The sequence below is a fragment of the Microcoleus sp. SVA1B4 genome (genome assembly GCF_036700545.1).
GTDB lineage: Bacteria > Cyanobacteriota > Cyanobacteriia > Cyanobacteriales > Microcoleaceae > Microcoleus.
On the sequence record NZ_JAUBPB010000005.1, the window covers coordinates 1 to 17,800 of the forward strand.

Annotated in this window: 11 protein-coding genes and 1 pseudogene; 6 read left to right on the plus strand and 6 right to left on the minus strand. The window is 43.9% G+C overall.

Annotated elements, in window-relative coordinates; translation table 11 throughout:
- Window positions 1-113 precede the first annotated feature (113 nt).
- Window positions 114-1,565, minus strand: a complete 1,452-nt coding sequence (gene ffh, locus QT987_RS03835) for a signal recognition particle protein (RefSeq protein WP_333237412.1) — start codon at window positions 1,563-1,565, stop codon at window positions 114-116.
- Window positions 1,566-1,872: 307 nt separating this feature from the next.
- Between ffh and QT987_RS03840 the strand changes: the two are divergent.
- Together QT987_RS03840 and QT987_RS03845 are read left to right on the plus strand one after the other, a co-directional pair.
- Window positions 1,873-2,098: pseudogene (locus tag QT987_RS03840) on the plus strand (type II toxin-antitoxin system HicA family toxin).
- Complete coding sequence (locus tag QT987_RS03845) at window positions 2,095-2,322, plus strand: type II toxin-antitoxin system HicB family antitoxin (RefSeq protein ID WP_190739090.1); 228 nt, start codon at window positions 2,095-2,097, stop codon at window positions 2,320-2,322. Before QT987_RS03840 ends, QT987_RS03845 begins: the two are co-directional and overlap by 4 nt.
- Window positions 2,323-2,409: 87 nt before the next feature.
- On the opposite strand, the gene QT987_RS03850 is transcribed toward QT987_RS03845, so the two are convergent.
- Window positions 2,410-3,855, minus strand: a complete 1,446-nt coding sequence (locus QT987_RS03850; RefSeq protein ID WP_333237414.1) for an NB-ARC domain-containing protein — start codon at window positions 3,853-3,855, stop codon at window positions 2,410-2,412.
- A 154-nt stretch (window positions 3,856-4,009) separates the two neighbouring features.
- Here QT987_RS03850 and QT987_RS03855 point away from each other — a divergent pair, with 154 nt between their 5' ends.
- Both QT987_RS03855 and QT987_RS03860 read left to right on the plus strand, forming a co-directional pair.
- Window positions 4,010-4,519 carry a hypothetical protein gene (locus QT987_RS03855; RefSeq protein ID WP_333237416.1) on the plus strand — a complete coding sequence of 170 codons (510 nt, stop codon included), beginning with the start codon at window positions 4,010-4,012 and terminating at the stop codon, window positions 4,517-4,519.
- 3 nt (window positions 4,520-4,522) lie between these two features.
- The gene (locus QT987_RS03860; RefSeq protein ID WP_333237418.1) at window positions 4,523-5,302 is read left to right on the plus strand and encodes a Tat pathway signal protein; all 780 of its coding nucleotides are present in this window, start codon (window positions 4,523-4,525) and stop codon (window positions 5,300-5,302) included.
- A gap of 275 nt (window positions 5,303-5,577) precedes the next feature.
- Here QT987_RS03860 and QT987_RS03865 read toward each other — a convergent pair whose 3' ends face one another.
- The 3 genes from QT987_RS03865 to QT987_RS03875 all read right to left on the minus strand — a co-directional run bounded on the left by QT987_RS03865 (window position 5,578) and on the right by QT987_RS03875 (window position 8,911).
- On the minus strand, window positions 5,578-7,080 hold the full coding sequence (locus tag QT987_RS03865; protein WP_333237420.1) for a tetratricopeptide repeat-containing serine protease family protein: 1,503 nt from the start codon (window positions 7,078-7,080) through the stop codon (window positions 5,578-5,580).
- Window positions 7,081-7,377: 297 nt separating this feature from the next.
- Window positions 7,378-7,983: a Uma2 family endonuclease gene (locus tag QT987_RS03870; protein ID WP_333237422.1), complete on the minus strand. Its 606-nt coding sequence runs from the start codon at window positions 7,981-7,983 to the stop codon at window positions 7,378-7,380.
- A gap of 145 nt (window positions 7,984-8,128) precedes the next feature.
- Window positions 8,129-8,911, minus strand: coding sequence for a calcium-binding protein (locus tag QT987_RS03875; protein ID WP_333237424.1), 783 nt, complete (start codon window positions 8,909-8,911; stop codon window positions 8,129-8,131).
- A 670-nt stretch (window positions 8,912-9,581) separates the two neighbouring features.
- Here QT987_RS03875 and QT987_RS03880 point away from each other — a divergent pair.
- Window positions 9,582-11,966 (plus strand): GAF domain-containing protein, encoded by a 2,385-nt coding sequence (locus QT987_RS03880; RefSeq protein ID WP_333237426.1) that lies wholly within the window; start codon window positions 9,582-9,584, stop codon window positions 11,964-11,966.
- Here the strand turns inward: QT987_RS03880 and QT987_RS03885 are convergent.
- Window positions 11,956-12,204, minus strand: coding sequence for a hypothetical protein (locus tag QT987_RS03885; protein ID WP_333237428.1), 249 nt, complete (start codon window positions 12,202-12,204; stop codon window positions 11,956-11,958). The two genes, QT987_RS03880 and QT987_RS03885, sit on opposite strands and share 11 nt — an antisense overlap.
- Window positions 12,205-12,269: 65 nt before the next feature.
- On the opposite strand from QT987_RS03885, the gene QT987_RS03890 reads away from it, so the two are divergent.
- Complete coding sequence (locus QT987_RS03890) at window positions 12,270-17,783, plus strand: protein kinase domain-containing protein (protein ID WP_333237430.1); 5,514 nt, start codon at window positions 12,270-12,272, stop codon at window positions 17,781-17,783.
- Window positions 17,784-17,800: the final 17 nt, after the last annotated feature.

Sequence of the window (17,800 nt, forward strand, 5' to 3'; positions counted from 1 at the left end):
GGAATTTTAAAGTCCCAAAAGCCTTTCGACCCCAATTATTTACTCGCTACCCCTTGACAGTTCAAGACAGTATCTACAAATTTTTGACGATCGTGCAATATGTTTGACGCTTTCTACAACTGTCCAAAACCTTTTTTTGGCTTATCTTTTTTCTTTTTCTTCTTCTGCTGGGCACCCATATAGCCACGGGAACCGGGCTGCATTCCTCCGGGGCCGCCCATTCCAGGCATTCCCGGCATTCCCGGCAATCCTCCCATTCCTGTAAAGTTGCCTTGACTCATTTGCTGCATCATGGTACGCATTTTCTGGAAGTCGCTCACCAGCTTTGTTACGTCGTTTTCAGCGTAGCCGGCGCCTTTGCCGATGCGGCGGCGGCGGGATGGAGAACTTGCTAAAAGTTCGGGATTGCGGCGTTCTTCAACTGTCATCGAATTAATCATGGCTTCGGTGCGTTTTAGCTGCACTTCTCCCTGCCGCATTTGTTCATCTGAGAGTTTGTTCATCCCCGGAATCATTTTCATGATGCCGCCGAGGGAACCCATATTTTTTAACAGTCTGGTTTGCTTGAGAAAGTCGGTAAAGTCAAACTTTGCCGTGAGCATTTTCTCTTGCATTTTTTCGGCGTCGGCGATGTCAAATTCTTCTTGCGCTCTTTCTACTAGCGTCAAGACATCGCCCATGCCGAGTATTCTCGATGCCATGCGATCGGGATAAAATGGTTGCAAGGCTTCCACTTTTTCGCCGACGCCGACAAATTTAATCGGCGCACCGGATATTTGCCGCACGGATAAGGCTGCACCGCCGCGGCTGTCGCCGTCTAATTTGGTTAAAATTGCGCCGGTAATGCCGATTTGTTCGTGAAAGGTGCGGGTTAAATTTGCTGCTTCTTGGCCGGTCATGGCATCAACAACTAACAGCGTTTCGTGGGGTTGTACTGTTTGTTTGATGCGGGCCAATTCTGCCATCATGTCTTGGTCGATTTGCAGGCGGCCTGCTGTATCGACGATGATGGTATCGATGCCGATTTGTTTGCCGTGTTCGATGCCTTGGCGGGCAATTTCTACGGGGTCAATGTCTTTGCCTAATTCAAATACTGGTACGTCGATTTGTTTGCCGAGTGTCAGCAATTGGTCGATCGCGGCTGGTCGATAAATGTCGGTTGCGACTAGCAGTGCGGTACGATTTTGTTTGCGGAGGTGCAGCGCTAGTTTGGCGGTAGCTGTGGTTTTCCCCGTTCCTTGCAAACCTGCCATCAGGATAACTGTGGGCCCGGATTCGGCGGTGGCTAGGGGTACGTTGGTTTCCCCCATGACGCGCACGAGTTCGTCGTGGACGATTTTAATGAATTGTTGGTCGGGACGGACGCCTGAAACGACTTCTGCGCCTTGTGCTTTTGCCGCTACCTCTGAGATGAAGTTTTTGACGACTTGGAGGTTGACATCGGCTTCCAGGAGGGCGCGGCGGACTTCTTTGAGCGCGTCTTGGATGTTGGACTCGGAGATTTTATTTTGTCCGCGCAGTTTTTTCCAGGTGGATTCGAGTCGATCGGCAAGGGCTTCAAACATAGGGCATTGTTGGCTAGTCAGTCTTTTTAATTTTAAGGCTAAATGGGGCTGTTTGGATTAATGTTTTGCTAATTTTTCAATAATCCTTTCAGGGCGGGCTAGAAGCCCAACCCACAAGCAAATTATTCATGTGTTGTGGAACAGGCATCTTGCCTGTTCCTAAAACTGCTATAAGATGTGAGTTTTTACGCGGATTGATGCTGAAACTAATTCAAATTAATGTAGTAGGGTACGTTTTGACAAACCCTACTTTCTGGAATAGGATTAAAGTATTTCCGTCACCTTGCCACAATTTTAATGTCTGCTTATGCCCAAAAAGATTCGAGAACTCAAAAGCCTGCTGCTAAAAGCTGGGTTTACTTATCGTTCGGCAAAAGGCAGCCATACAAGATGGGTTCATCCTTTACTACTATCATGAACCAATTACCATTGCTGGAAATGATGGCGATGATGCGAAACTGTATTTAGAGAGAGAAGTTAATCGAAAAATTGGAATATTGAAAGCAATTGAAGAAGAGGAAGCTGAATCATGAAATTACCTTATATAATTGTTATTCAATGGTCGGATGAAGATAACTGCTACCTAGTTCACTTACCTGATTTTCCATCTCAGCAGTTCCACACTCATGGAGATACCTACGAAGAAGCTTTGCAGAATGCAGTAGAGGTATTAGAGCTTTTAGTTGAAGAATATCAGGTAGATGGTAAATCTCTCCCAGAACCTAAAACTCTAGTAGAAAACTTGCTGTTTGCTTGATTATTGATTTGAAGCGATCGCCCTTCCCAAAAAAACAGGCGATCTTATGTAGAAGGGCGATTGTTTTTATATTTGGAGGTTTTGAAGTTATTTGATGTTGGTTTTTACGTATTCTGCGATCGCCGGTTGGACTGTGAAGAGGGTGCGATCGCCCTTTTCGACTTTTTCCATTAATGACCTGCGTCTCAAGGATTCGACGGCTTTGAGGAATTCTGAAGGGGATAATTCCAGAAGGGCTGGTTTTTTGGAAATTTCGACTGCTTTGTTTTGATTGGCCAACCAAGACGTTACTTGTTTTTCGGAGTCTGACAAACGCTGAAAATGTTGGTGCAATAAATATTCTAAGTCTCCTAAGACTAGGCTATCATAGGATAAAAAATCGGAAACATTGCCGCTAAATAAGTCTTGAATTGCAGCGGCTACTGTATTCAACCACAAGGGATTGCCTCGGTAAAGGTCTATCAAGTCTGACCATTTTTCTGATTCTGCTAAGCCTTTTTCTGTGAATATTTCTCGCGCTGATTCGCCTAAACCATTGAGTTGCAATGTTTGACAATTTTTCTGATGGCCTTCTAATGCTGCAATTTCTCTGGGTTTTTCCCAACTGAGCAAAATTAGGCAACTGTTGTGGCATGATTCTATGATTTGTTTGAAGAATGCGCCATAGTTTTCATAGCCTGGTTTGTAGTTTCCTGCTAGTTGTCCGCTGCTGAAGATTGTTTGCACGTCATCGAGGATGATGAGACAGCGATGCGATCGCAAATATTCTATAACCCCCCCCAACCCCCCCTTGCTAAGGGGGGGAGACGGAGACGGAGGCTTGATCTCTTCGCCCCCCCTTGATAAGGGGGGGTTGGGGGGGTTAGTTTCTTGCTGCTGCGATAGGAATTTAATTATGTCGGTTTGGAGTGTTTGTAGGGGTGGCGTGTTGTGGAGGCTTCGCCAGATGATGCAATCGAATTCCTGTTGAATTTGTGGGATTAGTTGGAGTGTCAGGGCGGTTTTGCCAATACCGGATAAGCCTAAGATGCTGATGAGACGGGTGCGGTCTAAAATCCAGTTTTCTAGGGTGGAAAGTTCGGATGTGCGATCGAAAAATGTCGATATTTCTGGTGCGTCGCCTAAGTCGATGCGGGGCTGTTTTGCTGTTGGTTGGGGGTTTTGGGGTGTTTTGGGCGATCGCACTTTTTCAGAACAAACGTTAAGGTTATGATTAACTGTTACATTCTCACCAACTGTTACATTTTCGCCAACGATTGCTGATTGATAATTATAAATTTTACTATTTTCTAATACAGTCCTAAAATTTGCTTTAGTAATATTTTTTCCTAATTCTTTAGAAAGTATTTTCCAAAGTTGTGATCCGACATTTCTGACATGACTTGGACTTGAGTAAACTTCTTGAGCAATTTGCGTGTAAGTTATGTCTTGTAAGGTTCCCCGCAGAATAGCTTCTTGCACGTAATCTAAATGCTTTCCCGTCTTAGCAAAAATTAGCTCATCTGCCAGTGTCAAAACTTCGGCAATATCCATAGATTAGGGAGAAGCTGGAGTTTACGTCATTCATTATACCTGACATTTCGTACACTTGTGACATTTTTGATTTTGTCATCTATCTAAAGTCAGGACTTTTCCTACACAGCTCATCCTTTATATTAATTGATTAAGGTATTAGCAGGATATTTTTATGAAGCGAGTGCGGTGGCTCAGTGGTTTGCTCACGGCTGGGGTGTTGTCTTTTACTCTAGCAACTGTTGGGGCACAGGTGGCCCAGGCCCAGCGGCCTATTCCTTTGATTGACCTGCAATGTGTTCAGCGATCGGGTAGCTGGAAGGCTAGCCAAAGAGATATTTCTGTCGGAAGACAAATTTACACCACTGTTTTATATATTCAAAATCGTACCGCTATAACTTGTAGGCTTCCAGGTGGCCCCGCTTCTCTCCGATTGGAGTTTGCGATTCCTGATACCGAAAACTCCCCACCAGCACGAATAGATGTTTATGTTGACGGAAATCAAGTAGCTTCTCGCACTGGCGATCGAGGTCAAGTAAATACAATGATAGTAGATATTAGCAATGGCAAAAGTCTAGCAGTAGAAGTATTTTGTGCTAGAGCCACAAATTGTCAGAGTTTTACTCCCTACTACTTTATGAAAGCTCAAATTGAGCCGGGAGCACGCTCTCCAGGGAGTCGATAAATTATGAGTATCAGCCGCCGTCAATTTAATCGTATCATCATCTGGGGTGGCGCTTCTTTTGCTGCTTCCGCAACATCCGGCATCTTTTTCCCCAAACCTGCCGAAGCTTATTCCCTAGAATTTCCGATTAGTGCTTTATCAGCCGATCGCGTTTTTAACGGAATTCAAAAATATTGTGGAGCACAGCCCATCCCCGGCGTTCTCTCACCAATCGTACAAGGCAATACTAATGTTAGCAGTAAAATAGAACCAGCGGCCGCTAACGCCATTCGCACCGCAGACAAAGAATTTGTTAACCGCAATTTTACCAGCAAAAGAACCGAATTAGCGGTAACTGGCAGCGGTTCCAATTTTGCTGCTGATACCAGTCGGCTGTGGGGGCGGCAAAGACAGGATCGAGTCGGCCCGAATGTTGGCTTTGGCTTCGTGCAAAAGTGGGAAGATCAATACAGCGATGCCAAAATTTCTGGGCCGACAATGTGCGCTATTCATAACGCTCAACAAGTCTTAGCCGATCAAAGATTAACACCTCCTGAAATCGCGGCTTCTGTATTGCCAACTCGATCGCGATTGGATGATTGGGGCTCTTGGGGAGGGGATGCGGATGCGTCTGCTGGGAGGAATCCCGGTGCTGTTTTTGCTCAATACGATACAGCCGCAGGTACGGTGACATCTCGCTATGATTTAGTTGAACCGGGGCCGAGAGGTTTTGGGCGTGTAGAGTATACTATTGAAGCGGAAGATCAGCCTCGGCGGGTGATTTTGGTGACGGTGAGGTTTTAGGGAGAAATCAGCATTACGAAAATCCTGTTGGGGCGGGTTCGCCAAGATTTCTGATTCACATCCAGGGTATTTATAAACCCGCCCCCACCCACGAATAGGGCCGGGGCGGGTTTATTTGGCCTGTTTGTTTCTGTCAAATATTGTTTGTGAACCCGCCCCTACCTTATGGTGGGTGGGGGCGGGTTTATTTTACCTGTTTGTTTGTGTCAAATATTGTTGGTGAACCCGCCCCTACAGGATTAATTGCAATCCGATCGTCGATTATATCATAACGTTTATTGTCTTTGCAGTTGAGCAATCAAATCTAATGCTTTTTGAGCATCTGCATTCATTCCTTGAGTCCTAAATAAACGAGCCGCTTGCTGCAAATCTGCGATCGCCCCTTGTCTATCTCCCATTCTCACCAACGTAATTCCTCGGTTAGCAAAAGCCTTAGCATAACTGGGATTGAGTTGAATCGCTTGAGTGTAATCAGCTAAGGCAGAGCGATCGTTATTGATGCGAAACAGCGCTAATCCTCTGTTAAAATAAGTGTTAGCGCGACCGGGATTAATTTGCAGCGCTTGATTGAAATCGTCGATCGCCCCTTTTTGATCGCCCAAGTCCGAAAGTGCTAATCCTCGGTTGTTGTAAGCCGCTGCAAAGTTTCTATCCAAGCGGATGACTTGAGTATAATCTGCGATCGCCCCCGGTTTGTCTCCCATTGCCGACAAAACCAGCCCCCGATTGTAGTAAGCGTCAACATAACCGGCATTTAGGGCGATCGCCTTGCTATAATCAGCGATACTTTTGGGCATTTGTCTCAAATCGGAATAAGCGAGGGCTCGATAGAAATAAGCTTCCGCGTAATCAGATTGAGTTTGAATTGCTTGGTTAAAATCGGCAACAGCCCCTGACAAATCTCCCTTGTCAAACCGAGTTAAACCGCGAACATAATAAGTCTTAGCATCTTGCGGATTGTTCAGTTTCAGAGGTGCAGTAGCAGTTGGAGAGGTATTTATCAAAAGAGCCGATCGATTTAAACCTGCTTCGGATAATTTAGCTATAAAAGTGTTGATAGGAATCGCTGAATTAAATCCTGTTTTAATATCGGCTAAACCTGTAATAACTTTTCCGTCAATGACAGGATCGTAATCCCGATCGCCCTCTCCATGAACTCCAACTACCCGCCCTTCTCCATCAAATACAGGCCCTCCACTCATTCCCCCTTTCGTGACAGCATTGTAGCGCAAATTATACCCTTGGGGATGACTTGAAATTCTGCTTGTAACGAAGCCCGGCACAAACTCGAAATTGCGCTCTTTTTGGTGCTGGTTTCTGCTAGCCGGAATACCTGGATAGCCAAACACAAAAATTTGTGTAGCAACTGTCGCTTGTTCGGAATCGCCGAAAGTGACAACAGGATAAGAATCTGCACTGTTAAATGTTACCACTGCTAAATCGGGAGCATTCTGACCTTTCTGTAATAGTACACGACGGGTTACTGGATAGTTTTTTCCCGTATGACTGCGAATTGTATAGGTAAGTTTATCATCATCAACTACATGGTTAGCTGTCAGGAGAGTGTAGGTTGTACCTTGTTTTGCAATAATAAATCCCGTTCCACCACGCTTATCCGATCTGTTAATTTGAACGGTGACAGATTCAGCGAATTTGGCAATTTCTTGGGGAGTTTTTGCGAAAACAGGTGCTGCTGCAAAGACGACTATTCCTGCTACTGTTACTGTTCCTGCGAGGATGCTGGCGAGGGAATCAAACCGCGAATAATCCCTATTCATAGATATTTGCTGAAGAGTAAGATTTTTTATACTTATGACTTACGCATGGGAGTCCAGAAACCGGGTTTTTTGCCCCGAAGACCCGTTATTACCACAGATTCGGTAAAAAACCCGGTTTCTTTGGTCGAAATGCGTAAGCCCTAATACTCCGAATAGTATAGATTAAAATAAAATTTCTGAAAACCAGAAACCCTGATGTTTTCAGATGATTTCGATTTTTATGACATTTCGTACATTTCGTATATTTCCGCCATTGCCGGCCTTACTAGGCCATATTTTATTTGTATATCTTCTAGGTTAACCAGCTCTAACTGCGTCCCGAAACACTTTCAAAGCTTCTTTTTCTTCGGACATTTGCAGGCATCTCCCCAGCAATTCTAGATCCAAATCCGGCAACAGCATACTCCCAGAAACGCGATCGTAACCCTCCGAGTGCAGTTGGTAAATCGAAAATACTCCGTCTTCCCAAAACCAAACTTCCCCTACGTTAAATCTGCGGTAGTATTCCAGTTTATTAATAGTTCCGCTAGTAAAAACAACTTCGATCGCCAAATCGGGTGTTTCTCGCTGCCGTCTGTCTTCGCCAAAATAGTAAGATAAATCTGGTTCCTTGCTGCTGCCTTTTGTTTCCCCTTGGAGTGTAGCACTCCCTGTCGGTGTAAAACTAATATCTTTTTCTAAGAAAAAGATCATTAACATTCCTGCCAGCAGGCATTTAATGGTTTCATGTTCCGGCGAAAGTGTCATAATTTCCACATATCCGTCGAGGTAAGACAAGCGAACACTGCGAGTGTACTCTAGCAAGGAATCCAGAGCTTTGAACTGTTCCCAAGTCATTGATAGCGGCAAAATCAACCGCTGTTCCGGGAGTGCAGTTAATTTGGGGTGAGTGGCAATGGTCATATATACTTTACCCGATTTTTAGTTTCTACTTTTAGATTAGCATAATAATATATAAAGGGAGAAATTGGGGACTTCGATCGCTCTTGTTCCCCCCTTGTTAAGGGGGGTTATGGGGGATTTTGCCAGTCTAATTCCCTACAAATAACTAAGCCAAAAACTGGAATTGAGAACCGTTAACTGCCAAAGCAAACGGACTTGCCTGTTCAAATGCACCGATAAGTTCAAAGTTGTCCGTGTTTAAAACTATCCCCACAATCTGTCCGGTAAATATGTTTTCAATCACCATGTCGTTGATGATTCCGTCGTTATCGTAAGCAATCAAATTGTCGTTTTCAAAGAAAAGGTCTAGTTCTGTTAAACCGTCCGTCAAACCGATGCGATCGCCCTCGTCGAAGTTAAAATCGGTAATGACATCGGCTCCATTTATACCAAATGCTTCATCGTTGCTTCTGAGGACGAATATGTCACCACCGAGGCCTCCCGTGAGCACGTCAACTCCCCGATCGCCTGCTAAGAAATCGTCGCCCTCATTGCCCTCTAAATCGTCGTCTCCTTGCCCTCCCCGCAGGATATCGTTTCCGAACCCTCCGAAGATCAGGTCATTTCCGGCGTCGCCCCTAACTACGTCGTTGCCATCATTTCCATCCAGGCGATCGTCCTCTTTCCCGCCGTAAATTATGTCATTTCCGCCACCACCACCGATAATATCATTGCCGTTATTTCCTAACAGCCGTTCGTTAGAATCCGACGAACCTCCTATAGTATCGTTGCCATCGAGTCCCCAAACTCCCCAGGGAAAAGACGCCAAATTTCCATTCCCTACGTTAATCTCATCGGGTGTAGCGAATGCCAAAAGACGTGGCCCGCCCCCAGCAAATACAGGAAATCCCGTCACATCGCCAATAAGATTGTTAACCGTTAAAGCCATAACTATGTCCTTTCAAAAATCCTCTTAGCTGTATTATACATTTTAATTATTCTCTTGCCAAATAGCAAGAATGTTTGGATTTGGGCTGCAATTTTTATTTTCTCAATTAATGACAAGCAACCTGTTGAGCTATAGTCAATTACAATTATCAATACTTCGGTTACGCGATCGTATCAGTTACCAATTCCCAATTCCCAATTACCAGGGCTGTGCTTCATTCAACCCAAACCTGCTATATATCTCGCCTTTTAGTCAAATAGCATTAGTTGCTGACACGAATTTTTTGATGGTACCCGCCACGTGATTTATCCGTGGAATCAATCCAAAATCTAAAATCGAAAATCCTCAAGCCCCCGCATTTATCCGTAGGGTCAATTCTTTAATCTAAAATAGAAAATCTAAAATCGATTGACACTATCCGCTACTGTCTACCGCTTATAATGGGTGTTACCCCCCAGGCAGTAAACACGTTAATATCACCTATAACGTCGAGACTGAGAGGTTGTTTGTGAATAAAAGTAAAAGTCCCTGGGCCCATCCTCCGAGAAAAAACCCAGTTTCCGATACCCATACACAAACTTTACAAACAGGATATAAGCTCTTTACAAAGCCATAATCGCCGATCGCTGACATTTTTTGGCAAAATCCACTGCTTTCAGGTGTTTTACTCATGTCTACTCCTAAATCGTCTTCCCATCAAAACAACAACTCCGTAAAATCACTGCCAGCGACAGATATCGTCCCAACAAAGCCAGACAGTAACAATCTGCCCAGCGAACCAAGTATAGAACAGCTACTGGAAGCTTTGGCGGGCCAAGTACCCAGTCAATCTTCAGAAATTGAACCCTTGAAAACGTGGAAACAAGATTTACAGCGATTGTTTCAATTTCTCGGCGATCGTCGCGTTTTAATCGCAGTAATGCAACCAGGAACTTTTGCCCTGCGGTACGCTAACGCGGCATTTTGTCGCTTGGCAGGTTGGGAGGAAACGTCCTTGGCAACTCAATCTACCAACGGTTTGTTTGCAGAAACCGACATCACTCTGCTGCAACTATTCGAGGATGGGGACGGCAAAACAGCAGAACAATTGTACCGCCGCCACCTTTTGCACTGGGTATTTAAGCAATATTATCAAATTGACATCGACGGTTTACGGGTGCTAGAAGAACCTGTCATGGCGAGTGTAAAAAATCCCAAACACAGAGAACCTAGATTTATAGAATTTTGGCTGGGTTCGGAACAGTTGAAAATTACTCGAATTGACTCAAAAATAGATGAATTTGCGGATATTTCTTTAAGATTAATGCCTGTAGCGGAACGGGAAGCTTGGCTGATGCAGCCGAATCAACTGGAGAATTTAGCCGATCGATTGCAGTTGGATAATTATCGCGTAGAAGGCTTGCTGTTGCTAGAAGGTTTTGATGTCACTGTGCAGGAGCAAATTCGGCGGCTGACTCAGTTATTGATCGATCAAGATTCGATGCTGCGGCCAGAGAAATTTGAGAGAATCGATCGGTGTTTGCGATCCCTCTTCCATGCTGACGGCACTTTGCTGCTGCGCCCCGACGGCGAACAGGTACAGCTATTAGTTGCAAAAGACGGCCAACATTTGCAGCCGATTCTTTATTCAATGCACTCCCTAGAAGCTTCTCACTTTTTGAAGGCCACAGCAGCAAATCAAGTTTGGAATGTGCCAGACTTGCGTAGGGAGTGCGAAACCGAGTGCGATCGAACTTTGCGGAGAATGGGAACTCGATCGATGCTGCTGGTGCCCCTCGTAGTCAAATCCGTCACCCGCGAGGGGTGCGGGGTACGGATTTTGGGAGTCGTGGGGCTGTTGTGCGATCGGCCAAACCACTTCAACGGCATTGACGCTCAACACGCCCAAGAACTCATTCCCGCCTTCATTGCAGCCCTGCGGCAAGCCATCCAGGAGCGGTTTACCCACATTCACAACATCCACCCCGCAGTCGAGTGGCGGTTCGCTCAAGAAGCAGAAAGGCGAAGTTGGGGACTACCTCCAGAAACAATCGTATTTGCTGATGTTCATCCGCTATACGGAATTTCGGACATTCGCGGTTCTAGCGACGAAAGAAACCGAGCCATTCAAACTGATTTGCTCGAACAATTTCGCTTAGGTTTAGTCATAGCTGATGCTGTTTGCGAAACACAAACTACCCACCTCGGCGAGCAACTGCGACTCGACTTGCTCGACTACATCCAGCATTTAAAACAAAAAGTAACAGTCGATATGGAGGTGCGAGCAGCCGAATATTTAAACGAGCGTTTAGAAGTATATTTTGACTATTTTGTGCAGTGCGGGCCCAAGGTTCAGGCAGCAGTTAAAGCTTACCAAGCAGCCTGTGAAAATGAGCACAACTGCGTTTACAGCGATCGCAACCGCTACGACCAAATGTTGAACCTAATCAGCACCAAACTTCAAGAAACCTGGGCTCGCTGGCAAGAAAAAATGCAGCAAATTTTGCCCCACTACTGCGATATCGAATGCACCGACGGCATCGATCACATGATTTATGCAGGAAAATCGATCGACCCCACATTCAGCCAGTTTCACCTACACAGTTTACGGTACGAACAACTGCGAGCTATTTGCGATTGCGGCCGCACAGTTTTTCGCCTGCAAGCCGAGTCTCAAATCAACATGGAACTCGCACATTTAGTCTTAGTGCAGAATACCACGATCGACATTTTTCACAACGAAAACACCGAAAAAATGTTTGATGTCAAAGGCACTCGCGACATCCGCTATGAACTCGTCAAAAAGCGGATCGAAAAAGCCGTTGACAAAGACGCACAAGAGCGAATTACCCAGCCAGGAATGTTAACGGTAGTTTATTCAACCGAAGACGAATGGGAAGAGTACCAACAATACTTGCGCTACTTGTCTCGCGAAGGTTGGGTAGAGCCAAAAGTTCAGACGGGCATGGTAGAATCACTCCAAGGAGTCAGCGGTTTAAAATTCGCCCGCGTGCGTATTTTACCTGAACCGGAATCTATTTCTACTATCTGTGAAGTTACGGTAGTCAGCGATTGATAACCCGTTCAATAGCCCGTTTGAGGCGGAGTGCGATCGCTCCCATCTCCTCCTGTTTGAGGCCTGCGTGCGATCGCTCCCATCCCCCTGAAAAACGGTGCCGCGAAAACATCCGGGACTCACACACAAGACCAATATTACATTTAAGATGTTTGTTGACACCAACGACCAAGCCCACATTGTCACTTCTTGTATATTCCGTGTGATGGGAAATCGCCAAATACACGATCGGAATCACACCAAATCTAGATTAAGTAGTGTTAATCTAATCCCAATTATGTCCTGTAATTTATAACTTAAGTGATGTTAACCTTATCAGAATACCAAATAATTTCTACTCTGCACGAAGGCGTTGAAACAATAATCTATCGCGGACAAACACCGACAGACTCGCCCCCAGTAATTCTGAAAGTCCTCAAAGCCGAATATCCCACCCTCGAAGCCATTACCAGGCTCAAACACGAATATCAAATCAGCCAAAATTTAGACAGCGAACAAATCGTCAAAGCCATCAGGATCGAAACATTTGACCACCGATTAGGAATCGTTTTAGAAGACTTTGGCGGCGAATCCCTCGCCCAACTGCTAGAAAGAGAAACCTTGAGTCTGCAAGCAAAATTAAACATCGCCCTCCAAATAGTCAAAGCCTTACAATACCTGCATTTTCACCACATTATTCACAAAGACATCAAACCCAGCAACATCATAATTAACTCGCAAACAAAACAAGTAAAACTAACCGACTTCGGCATTGCTACACAACTCAACAAAGAAAACCCGCAATTTAACAACCCCAACTCAGTCGAAGGCACCTTAGCCTATATGTCACCCGAACAAACCGGGAGAATGAACCGCACCCTCGACTACCGCACAGACTTTTATTCCCTTGGTATCACATTATATGAAATGCTGACTGGAAAATTGCCTTTCCGCAGCAACGACCCATTAGAAATAGTTTACAGCCACATCGCAGTTCAACCAATATATCCCCATCAAATCAATTCAGAAATACCTGTCGCCATCTCAGAGATAGTAATGAAATTGATGGCAAAAAATGCCGAAGATAGATATCAAAGTGCGGCCGGATTGTTAGCCGACTTAGAAATTGCTTTGCATCAGTTAGAAACCACCGGACAAATTGCCGACTTCATCCCCGGACGCTTAGATATTCTCAGCCAATTGTTAATCCCCCAAAAATTGTACGGTAGAGAACAACAAGTCAACGAACTATTAGCAGCATTTGAACGTGTAGGGGCGGGTTCACCCAAATCTTTGCCACCCAACCTAAATACAGAAAAACCCGCCCGCCCCAATGCAGAAACCCTTTCAGCCGCATCTTTTCCACCCAACCAAAATACAGAAAAATTCGCCCATTGCCAAAGCGAATTAATGCTAGTATCAGGCTACTCAGGCATCGGTAAATCAGCCGTAGTCAACGAAGTTAGCAAACCAATTACCAGGTCAAAAGGTTACTTCATCAGCGGCAAATTTGACCAATTAAAACGCAACATTCCTTATGCCTCATTAATCCAAGCATTTAACTCCTTGCTGCGGCAATTGCTAACCGAAAGTGCACTTTCATTAGAAATATGGCGCACTAAAATTTTAACAGCAGTGGGAACAGAGGGCCAAGTCATTGCCGACGTAATTCCCAAAGTTGAATTAATCATCGGCAAACAGCCAGAAGTCCCAGAACTCGCCCCTATAGAATCCCAAAATCGATTCAATCGGGTATTCAAAGAATTTATTCGCGTTTTCGCCCAAAAAGAACACCCCCTAGTTATCTTTTTAGACGATTTGCAGTGGGCAGATTCAGCAACATTAAAGTTGATGCAAATACTAATAACTGACCCTGACCAGGAATATTTGCTGCTAATCGGTGCCTATCGAGACAATGAAGTTAGTCCGACCCACCCCTTAATTCAGACCGTAGAAGAACTTGAAAAAACTGGTACAATAGTCAACAATATCGTGTTGCAACCGCTTGATTTAGCAAATGTGACGGAATTAGTCACTGAAACACTTAACACTTGCACAGAAAAAGTAACAAATCTAGCCGATTTAATCTGGAATAAAACGGGTGGCAATCCTTTTTTCTTGACCCAATTACTCCAAGCACTTTATCAAGACTCTCTTTTGAAATTTGAATTTGATCGCATTACCAATCAGGGAAATCACAGTGGCTGGTATTGGAGTATCGATGAAATCCAAGCCATAGGAATCACCGATAAAAGTGTGGTGGAACTGGTAGCTTCTCGCATTAAAAAGCTGCCCGAACCCACGCAAGAAGTGTTGAAGCTAGCAGCTTGCGTGGGAGATAAATTTACTCTAGATGTGCTGTCACTTGTTAGCGAAAAGTCAGCTAATACTACAGCAACTGAACTTTATTCAGCTTTACAATCCGGGTTAATTCTACCATTGAGTGATGCCTATCGCATTCCTTTAGTTTTCGATCGAGCCGAATCAATCAACCTCAAGTTAGACACTTCGCGGGTTACTTACAAATTTTTGCACGATCGCGTTCAGCAAGCCGCATATTCGCTCATTCCCGAAGACCAAAAGCAATTAACCCATTTAAAAATCGGTCAATTACTGTTAAATAATACTCCAGCAGACAAGCTAGAAGAAAACATATTTGATATCGTCAATCAATTAAATGTCGGAATTGAGACGATTAGCCAACAGTCAGAAAAAACTCAGTTGGCACAATTAAATTTAACTGCTGGACGCAAAGCCAAAGCGGCGGCGGCCTATGAAGCTGCTGTTAGGTATTTGCGGGTTGCTATGGAATTATTGCCGGCAGATTCTTGGCAATGTCACTATGACTTAACGTTAGAAATCTACGAGTCAACAGCCGAAGCTGAATACTTAAATATCAACTATGAAGATTCAAGAAAGCTGGTTGATGTTGTACTGCAAAAAGCTAAAACTTTACTCGAGAAAGTGAATGTTTATGAACTTCAAATCCAGTCTTATAACGCTCAAAATAGAGTGGTAGAAGCACTCAACACAGGACTAGAAGTTCTGAAACTTTTAGGCATTTCTTTTCCTCAAAATCCCCACGCGCTACATATTATGGCGGGACTGAGTAATACCAAACTGAGCTTGGGATTGAAACGAATTGAGGATTTAGCTAACTTGCCAGAAATGATTGATCCCGAAAAACAAGCAGCCATGCGGATTTTATCAGGGATTCTCAGCAGTGCTATTCAGGCAAAACCCCCACTGATACCGCTGCTGGCATTTAGGATGGTCAAGCTGTGTATTAAATACGGTAATTCGCCTTATGCAAGTATTGCCTACGTTTATTATGGCGTAGTTATGTGCAAGCTAGGGGACATTAGTTTGGCATACCAATTCGGTCAACTGGCAATTAGGCTGTTAGACAAATTTCCCTCCCGTTCAATCAAAAGTAGAGTTTATCCAACATTTGGTTCTTTTATTCACCACTGGAAAGCTGCTCTCAAGTCAGGATTAGGCGATCTCAAAGAAGGTTTTACAAATGGGATGGAAACTGGAAATTTGGAATTTGCTGGTTATGCTATAGGTGCATATTGCTTAAACAAAATGTCGATAGGAGAGCCGCTAGATTTGGTGGAACAGGAGACTGGTAAATATATGAAACTAATGCAGCAATCTAAACTAGAAATGGCTGTACAGTATATAAGTATAGGCAGGCAGACAGCCCTCAATTTGCTCGGTCAAGCTGTCGAACCCTGTCATTTAGTCGGTGAGAGATTTAATGAAGTCAAAACGCTCCCCATTTTAATAGAATCTAAAAACTTTTTTTTAGTGGGTTTGGTTTATCATGCCAAAACTCAGCTTAATTTTATATTCAAAAACTATGCTCAAGCATTAGAAAATTCAAGGTTATTTGAGAAACATGAGGAGTCTGTAGCCGGATTCGATGTGGTTGCTCTGAATAATTTTTACTCATCTCTCAGTATGATAGCTTTGTATCCAGCAACTGGCAAAGGGGAACAAAAGCAATATTTGAAAAAAGTGCTGCAAAACCAAAAGAAGATGAAAAAATGGGCAGTTCATGCTCCGATGAATTATCAACACAAATACGACTTGGTAGCAGCGGAAACAGCGCGAGTGTTGGGGCAAAATACCGAAGCAATGGAATTGTACGATCGCGCAATTGAGGGAGCCGCAAAAAACGGTTACATTCAAGAGGAAGCATTAGCCTATGAATTAGCAGGAGAATTTTATCAATATTTGGGTAAAGAGATAGTTTCTCAAGCATATCTGACTAAAGCCTATTATGGATATATCCATTGGGGAGCCATCGCTAAAGTTAAACACTTAGAATCAACACATCCTTTCTTAGCAGCACAGACGCGCACAATTCCAACCCCAACCCTCGATGTCACCCGCACTACCACGGGAAATACTACCAGTAGTAGTTTAGGCGATTTATTAGACTTAGCTACTTTTATTAAGTCGGCGCAAGCCATTAATGGTGAAATTGTTCTAGAAAAATTGTTGACCAAATTAATCAAAATTATTTTAGAAAATGCAGCGGCTCAAAAAGTAGTGCTGCTGCTGGTGAAAAACGAGATCCTCTGCATAGAAGCTACTGGAAGTTTTGCGGAGGATAAAGTGACACTCTTACCCTCTATTCCCGTAGAAAATAGTCAAGATGTTCCCCTGTCTGTGATTAATTACGTACACCGCAGTCAAAAGCATCTAGTTTTAGACAATGCGACTGTCGCGGAACCTTTTAACGTAGATGCCTACATTCAGAAATATCAACCCAAATCAATTCTCTGTTTGCCGATTATTTATCAATCTCAGCGGCGCGGAATAATTTATTTAGAAAATGCTTTGACAGTAGGAGCTTTTACAGCAGAGAGAGTTGAAGTATTCAAAGTGTTAATTTCTCAAGTTGCTATTGCTGTAGAAAATGCTGGTTTGTACGCGCGCGAGAAAGAAAAATCTCAACAGTTAGAAAAATCTTTCAATGAACTGCAACAGGCGCAACTGCAACTGATTCAAAGCGAAAAAATGTCGGCTCTAGGCAACTTGATTGCAGGGGTTGCTCACGAAATTAACAATCCGCTTGGTTTTATTGCGGGCAATCTTGATGCTGCTGCTGAGGCTAGCTTAGATTTGATTGATTGCTTACAACTTTACCAAGAAAAATTTCCTAATCCTGGAGATGAATTACAGGATAAAGCATCAGAGATTGATTTAGAATATTTGATTGAAGATTTGCCGAAAATGCTTTTATCTATGAAATCAGGTACAGAGCGCATCCGCAATATTAGCAAGTCTTTGCGGACTTTTTCTCGCGCTGACAGTGCGAATAAAGTGTCAGCAAATATTCATGAGGGCATCGACAGCACTTTGATGATTTTACAGTATCGTCTGAAAGCTAAAGATACTCGCCCCGCGATTAAAATTATCAAAGAATACGGAGATATCCCGTCAGTTAAATGTTATTTTGGGCAACTGAATCAGGTATTTATGAATTTGCTGGCAAATGCGATCGAGTGTTTTGACGAATTCAATCAGGGTCGCACTTACGCTGAAATTGAAGCTTTACCGAATACGATCGCCATTATCACTCATCTCTCGGAGGATAACAACAACGTGGTGATTAAAATCAAAGATAACGGTCAAGGGATGTCATCGGAGATCAAGTCGAAAATATTTGACCATTTATTTACTACCAAAGGAGTAGGAAAAGGTACGGGTTTGGGGTTGTCTATCAGCAGGCAAATTGTGGAAGAAACCCACGGCGGTAAACTAACTTGCGAATCGGTGCTGGGAGAAGGTTCGGAATTTGCGATCGTCCTGCCGCTGAATTAAGGGACTCGGCGGTTGAA